7 protein-coding genes are annotated in these 6,452 nt (G+C 63.6%); all 7 read right to left on the bottom strand.

Features of this window, described 5'->3' with window-relative positions:
- Window positions 1-1,151, bottom strand: a 1,151-nt coding sequence (locus Q0L57_RS03025; protein WP_296737728.1) for an ABC transporter permease, incomplete at its 3' end; no start/stop codon positions are given.
- Window positions 1,152-1,159: 8 nt separating this feature from the next.
- Window positions 1,160-2,119, bottom strand: coding sequence for a phosphonate ABC transporter, permease protein PhnE (gene phnE / locus Q0L57_RS03020; protein ID WP_296737725.1), 960 nt, complete (start codon window positions 2,117-2,119; stop codon window positions 1,160-1,162).
- Between the two features lie 57 nt (window positions 2,120-2,176).
- Window positions 2,177-3,085 (bottom strand): phosphonate ABC transporter substrate-binding protein, encoded by a 909-nt coding sequence (gene phnD / locus Q0L57_RS03015; protein WP_296737723.1) that lies wholly within the window; start codon window positions 3,083-3,085, stop codon window positions 2,177-2,179.
- A 142-nt stretch (window positions 3,086-3,227) separates the two neighbouring features.
- On the bottom strand, window positions 3,228-4,085 hold the full coding sequence (gene phnC, locus Q0L57_RS03010; protein ID WP_296737722.1) for a phosphonate ABC transporter ATP-binding protein: 858 nt from the start codon (window positions 4,083-4,085) through the stop codon (window positions 3,228-3,230).
- 282 nt (window positions 4,086-4,367) lie between these two features.
- On the bottom strand, window positions 4,368-5,078 hold the full coding sequence (locus Q0L57_RS03005) for a DUF1868 domain-containing protein (protein ID WP_296737720.1): 711 nt from the start codon (window positions 5,076-5,078) through the stop codon (window positions 4,368-4,370).
- A gap of 79 nt (window positions 5,079-5,157) precedes the next feature.
- Window positions 5,158-5,775, bottom strand: a complete 618-nt coding sequence (locus Q0L57_RS03000) for a DapH/DapD/GlmU-related protein (protein ID WP_296737718.1) — start codon at window positions 5,773-5,775, stop codon at window positions 5,158-5,160.
- Window positions 5,772-6,452: phosphonate C-P lyase system protein PhnL (gene phnL / locus Q0L57_RS02995; protein WP_296737716.1), on the bottom strand; the 681-nt coding region annotated here is incomplete at its 5' end. The genes phnL and Q0L57_RS03000, both read right to left, overlap by 4 nt.

The following is a 6,452-nucleotide window of genomic DNA, read 5'->3' as shown; positions in this document are numbered from 1 at the left end:
GCGCCGCGGGTGTTCGATTCCCACTGGTAGAGCGTCTGGCTGATGAAGATCGGCACCACCTCCGGCAGCACGCCGTAGCGCTGCACCAGCAGACCGTTGGCGCCGGTCGATAGCACTCCCTCGCGCGGCTTGTCGTCGATATTCTCCAGTGCCTCGGAGTAGGTCTTGCCGAGCGTGCCGATCTCGGTGAAGAAGATCGCGGCGCTGCCGGCGAGCGGCCCCGGGCCGAAGGCGCGGGTGAAGAACAGCGCCCAGATCAGCATGTCGACCGAGCGCATGAAGTCGAAGAAGCGCTTGAGCACCTGGCTGAGCACGCCGCTCGGCGTGATGTTGCGGGCGGCGAAGAAGGCGAGCGGGAAGGCGATGATGCCGCCGAGCAGCGTGCCCAGGAACGCCATGACGATGGTCTGCAGCAGCTTGGTCCACACATCGCCGTGCTGCCACTGGGCGTTGTTCCAGATGTTGTCGGCGGCCAGAGCAAGGTTGGAGGTGCCGGGCTTGAGCTCGGGCCCGGATATGATCAGCGAGAACACCTCACCCGCCGGCTTGCCGAAGAAGGGCGAGCGCGTGTCGAAGACGAAATTCGCCCAGCCGAGGTAGCGCTTGCGGACCTTGACGCGGTCAACCGTCACGCGCACCTCGCCGACAAAGCCCATCTTGGCAACGATTTCATCGTCGTGGACGGTCACCCAATCAGGCACCGGGCCTGTCACGATCGGCTTGCCGCTGGTGAGCGATACCGGCACGGTTTGCCCATAGGCGACAATCGTCGCCTTGGTCTTGTCGAAGGTGACTGATTTCGCGTTGCCGTCGATCTGGACGGTATAGGTGCCGTCAGGGTCCTTGATCACCCAGTCCGGGTTCGGGTTCTCGCCCAATGCCGAGAAGCGCGGATATTTGGGCGTGATCTCCGGCTGATCGAGGCGGAATTCAGGCTGCAGGTCGTAGCTGATCCATTGCGTCAGGAACAGCGGGAGGCGCTCCCAGTGCGATTCCCGCAGAACCTGCGGCAGATTGAAGAACCACAGCGCATAGAGGAGATAGAGGATCGTGCCGGCGACAAGAAAAATTGGCCAAAAGCGTTTGTGGATCGGCCGTTGAAACACCTGGGGATGGCGTGCCTCGATGGCTCTGATTTCGTCGACGGTCATGGCCATGGTTAGCCGGCTCCCATCAGGAAGGCCTGCTCGCCGACCAGCTTGCGCCGCAGCCAGGCCGAGAACTGGTCGATGAGGAAGATAGTGATGAACAGCAGCAGCACCAGCGCCAGTGTCTTGGCGCCGAAGCCGCGCGAGATGGAGAGCTTCAATTCCTCGCCGATGCCGCCGCCGCCGACAGCGCCGATGATGGTCGATGCCCGTACGTTGATCTCGATCCGCAGCAGCGTGTAGGACATGAAGTTGGGCAGCACCTGCGGCAGGTCGGCGAAGCGCACCCGCTCGAACCAGTTGGCGCCGACGGCCCTCAGGCCTTCCTCGGCGCGCATGTCGATGTTCTCGTTGATCTCGTAGAACAGCTTGCCCAGAGCGCCGATCGAATGCAGGCCGATGGCGATGATGGCGGCGATCGGGCCGATCGAGACGATGGCCGCGAACAGGCCGGCAATGACGATCTCCGGAAAGGCGCGCAGCAGTTCCATGAAGCGCTTGACGATGAGCCTCAGCAACGGATGCGGCGTCAGGTTGCGCGCGGCGATGAAGGAGAAGGGCACGGCGAAGACGAAGCCGATGAAGGTCGAGACCAGCGCCACGTTCACCGTGGTCAGCATCAGCTCGAAATATTCAGGGATGTAGAAGTCGCCCCAGATGTAGACGCGGCCGAGCGGGAAGTTGAATTCCTGCGTGCCCTTGTCGTTCGGCGAGGCGATGTCGAACAGCGCTCGCCACACGTCGTTCCAGTCCTTCGGGACCAGCCAGCTCAGGAAGTCGAGGATATGCGGCAGCCGTTCGAAGAAGTGGCCGGCATTGGCCTCGTCGGCGAACCACATGCTCGCGCACATGGCGGCGAGCAGCAGGCCGACGCCGAGCACCGTGTAGAGGCGGCGCAGCGATGTCTGGCGTTGCCAGGCCTCGGCCTGCTGCCGGGTGACATCGGAATGGATTGTCGTCGTGAGGGTCATGATTGGAACATGCAAAAAGGGCGGCGTCTTCTCGACGCCGCCCTTTTTCTGATGTCATCAGCCGCCGATCGCGGCTTTGCGGGCTTCAACGATGACGTTGTAGAAGTCCGGCTTGACTGGGACATAGCCGGTAAAGTCGCCACCTTCCACGCCTTCGAAGCAGGCCTTGTCCTTCTTCGGCAGGTTGGTGAAGAAGTCGGCGAGCTTGGCGGTCATCTCGGGGCCGATCTGGTTGCGCACGACAAGCGGGCCGTTCGGGATCAGGCCCGAGCGCCAGACTTCGACGAAGTCGTTCGGGTCGACGGCGCCCTTGCCGACCACCTTGTGGAAGGTGCCGGAGGTATAGCCGTTCTTGAAGTCGCCGATGCCGGAAGAGTCATCCACGGCGACGTCGACCTTGCCGTCGCGCACGGCGAGGATGTTGTTCTCGTGGCCGCCGTTGAACTGGGTCGAGGCAAAGTACTTGTCGTTCGCCTCACCGGTGTCCTTCGGAATCTGGGTCAGCGGGATCAGGTAGCCCGAGGTCGAGTCCGGATCGGCGTAACCGAGCTTCTTGCCCTTGGCCGACTTGATGTCGGTGATGCCGGACGACTTCAGCGCCAGGCCGATCGAATAATAGCCGGTCGAGCCGTCGGTCTGCTGGGTGGTGAGGATCGGGGTAACCGCCTTCGGGTCCTTGATATAGACGCTGGCGTAGCCGGACGCGCCGAGCTCGGCGAAGTCGAGCGTGCCGCCAAGCAAGCCCTGGATGACGCCGTCATAGTCGGCGGCCGGGAACAGCGACACCTTCTCGAAGCCGAAATCGGCCTTCAGGTGGTCGGCCAGGCACTGGTAGTTGCGCAGGCGGTCGGCCTCGTTCTCACCGCCGAGGATGCCGATGCGGAATTCCTTGATGTCGGCGGCGTGAGCGGCGCTTGCCGCCATGGCCAGCAAAGAAACAGCCCCAAAAACCATTTTCCTGAACATTCTTATCTCTCCTGTTGCCCCGGTTCCACGCCGGCGGCGTTCGAATTTTGAGTCCAGCCTTTGACGCGGGCGGGCGATCCGGGTTGCTCTTGCTGAAGTCCACGATTTGCCCCGGAGCCTTGAGGCCCGGGAAAAGGTGGGCTCAGTAGCCAGGGAAGGCGGGTTCGAGCGGTCCGGCGGATGCGATGATCTTCGGCTTGACGTTGACGCTGGTCGACGTGATGGCCTCGGAGATTTCGGCGCCGCTGGCGTCGGCGCCATAGACCGTGCGCACGGCGTCGCGGTCGAGATCGTCCGGGCCGCCGTCGAAGACGACCTTGCCGGCGGCCATGCCGATGATGCGGGTGCAGTAGGCGCGGGCGGTGTCCAGCGTGTGCAGATTGGTGACGACGGTGATGCCTTCGCGCAGGTTGATGTCGCGCAGCGAGTCCATCACCACCTTGGCATTGAGCGGATCGAGCGAGGCGATCGGTTCGTCGGCTAAGAGAACCTTAGGCTGCTGCATCAGGGCTCGCGCGATCGCGACGCGCTGCTGCTGGCCGCCGGAAAGCGTGCCTGCCGGCTGCAGAGCGGTGCGCGCGATGTCGAGGCGCTCGAGCGCGGCCACAGCCTCGGCGCATTCGGTGCGCGTGAAGAGGCCGAGCAGGTTGGAGACGGTGGAACGGTGGTTGAGCCGGCCGAGCAGCACGTTGGTCAGCACGTCCAGGCGCGGCACGAGGTTGAATTGCTGGAAGATCATGGCGCAGTCGCGCTGCCAGCGGCGCAGCGGCGAGCCCTGCAGGCGGGAGACCTCGGCGCCGTCAAAAAAAATCGACCCCTGGCTGGGATCGACGAGACGGTTGATCATGCGAAGAAGGGTCGATTTGCCGGCGCCGGAACGGCCGATGATGCCGACCATCTGGCCGCGCGGGATCGAGACGTTGATGTCGCTGACAGCGGTATTCTTGCCGAATCGTCGGGTTACGCCGCGGATCTCCAGCGTGGCCGATGATGCTGACATGACAAAAACTCCAGTCCGTCGCGGTTTTGAGGTCTGTTAACCTTCGCTATCGCAGCGCCATGAAGCTGGGGTGTCGAATTGATGTCAGTTTTGTTACGAGTCACAGGTCCGGATGGAGCAACTACAACGGTCTGGCGTTTCGAAGATATGCCGCACCGCTCCATCTTGTTGTTTTGACGTAATTCCGGACGGAAAGCCGTTACACGTTTTTCCTGGAATTACTCTGGGTTGTGCATGTTGTTGCCCTAAGCGGACCTGTGCTTTTGGTGGCGCGCATCGGTGTCAGCCAAGCACGAGTAATTCCTCGAAATGCTCCATGTCCTTGAAGCTGCAGAAGGCCGCTGGCCTGAGCTCGATCACGGGAGCCTCGCGGTCGAGAAAGGACAGGCAGGCATCGAACAGGTCCCGCCAGGCCGAGATGCGCTCGTCGGCAAGGCGTCGGATCTGGTAGGCAAAGGTGATATGGAAGACGTAGCTATCGTGGTCCGGATGGCGGTAGCCGAACGGCACGGAGAGCGCGTCGCGCCATGCCTCGAGGTTGCGCCGGTCTTCCTTGGAGGCGCCGGCGACTGTCAGGCCCGTCGGCACCACTTCGACAACCTTGATCTTGAAGGGGCCGCAGCCCTGGAAGCCCTGCAGGCGCCGCAGGTAGAGGCCGGTCATGTCGTCGATGCCGGTGTCGAGCGGCACGTCCGACGGCCAGTACGGAAGTCGGCGACGGTATTCGATGATGCCCTGGAACAGCGTCATATGCAGGCTGGAGATCGGCGTGAAGGCAAGGCGATCCGCGTCCGGCATGGCGCGCATGCGCTCGCGCACATCGAGGATCGCGGCCTGCGAAGCCGAACCCTCGACGAGATGGCAGACGACCGTGTTGCCGGGCTCCAGGAGAAAGTCGCCCGACCCATCATAGCGTGTGCCGAAATGGGCTGGCGGCGTCGGGTTCGTGCCTTCAAAAAAGCCGGCGAGCGAGGGGCTGGCTATGTCGAGCATGGGGATCGATCTCTACGATTTGCTTATGGGAGATCGCCTCGTGTCCGAGTCATGTGTCAGGGGTGTGAACCGGCCCCGCTCAGCCACCGTGCTTTTCGAGGAAGGCCTCGGCCGACAACTCGCGAAAATCGTCGAGGGCCAGGCGTAGCCGGTCATGGTCCCAATCCCACCAGGCAAGCGCCTGGTAGCGCTCGGCGATGCGACGGTCGAAGCGCTCGCGGATCGGCTTTGCCGGCACGCCACCGACGATGGTGTAGGGCGCCACATCCCTCGAAACCACGGCGCCGGCGCCGACCGCCGCGCCATCGCCGATGGTCACCCCCGGCAGGACGGTCGAGCCGTGGCCGAGCCAGGTGTCATGGCCGATGGTGACGCGCCTGGCGCGGCGCTGGGCAAAGAACTCGCTCTCATGCTCGGCGTCATCCCAATAGTCCGAGGCGCGGTAGGTGAAGTGGTGCAGCGTCGGCCGCCATGTCGGATGGTTGGTGGCGTTCATGCGCACGGCGGCGGCGATGTTGGAGAACTTGCCGATGGTCGTGCACCAGACGGCGCAATCCTGCATCATGTAGGAATAGTCGCCAAGCTCGCTTTCCGAGACGCGGCTGCGCTCGGCGATCTCGGTCCAGCGACCGAGTCTCGAGTTCTCGACCTGGGCAGTCTGGTGGACCAGCGGCGCTTCCGAAAGCCTCCTAGTCATGCCGCGATCCTGCCTGCGCCGAAAGCGGTGACATCGATGATGCGGTCGGCGACGGCATCGCGCACATCGAGGTCATGGAAGATGCCGAGAAGGGCGACGCCCGCCGCCTTCTTCGCGGCGATGAGTTCGACGACGACATCGCGGTTCCTGGCATCGAGCGAGGCGGTTGGTTCGTCGAGCAGCAGTATCGGGTGATCGGTGATGAAGCCGCGCGCGATGTTGACGCGCTGCTGCTCGCCGCCGGAGAAGGTCGCCGGCGGCAAGGCCCAGAGCTTTTCCGGCAGGTTGAGCTGCGCCAGGAGGGACCGGGCCTTCGCCCGCGCCGCTTCCCTGTCCTCACCGCGTTCGACCAGCGGCTCGGCGACAACGTCGAGCGCCGAGACTCGCGGCACTGTGCGCAGGAACTGGCTGACATAGCCGATGGTATGGCGGCGCACGGAAAGCACGGTACGCGGATTGGCGGAAGCGAGGTCGATCAGCCCACCGCCGTGCTGCACGATGATCTGGCCTTCGTCGACGGCATAATTGCCATAGAGCATCTTGAGGATCGAGCTCTTGCCGGCGCCCGAGGGGCCGCCAAGCACGGCGCATTCGCCAGCGCGGATCGAAAAGGAGACGCCCGCCACCACCGGCAGCGTGACGCCGTCGCGCAGATGCATGGTGAAGCTCTTTGCGAC

This window comes from Mesorhizobium sp. (assembly GCF_024509055.1).
Classification (GTDB): domain Bacteria; phylum Pseudomonadota; class Alphaproteobacteria; order Rhizobiales; family Rhizobiaceae; genus Mesorhizobium.
This window is presented reverse-complemented; position numbering and strand designations above follow the sequence as displayed.

Excerpts from the sequence above, each read along its gene's own strand:
- phnE (WP_296737725.1), bottom strand. The coding sequence starts at position 2,119 with ATGACCCTCACGACGACAATCCATTCCGATGTCACCCGGCAGCAGGCC.
- Q0L57_RS03005 (WP_296737720.1), bottom strand. The coding sequence starts at position 5,078 with ATGCTCGACATAGCCAGCCCCTCGCTCGCCGGCTTTTTTGAAGGCACG.
- Q0L57_RS03000 (WP_296737718.1), bottom strand. The coding sequence starts at position 5,775 with ATGACTAGGAGGCTTTCGGAAGCGCCGCTGGTCCACCAGACTGCCCAG.
- phnD (WP_296737723.1), bottom strand. The coding sequence starts at position 3,085 with ATGTTCAGGAAAATGGTTTTTGGGGCTGTTTCTTTGCTGGCCATGGCG.
- phnC (WP_296737722.1), bottom strand. The coding sequence starts at position 4,085 with ATGTCAGCATCATCGGCCACGCTGGAGATCCGCGGCGTAACCCGACGA.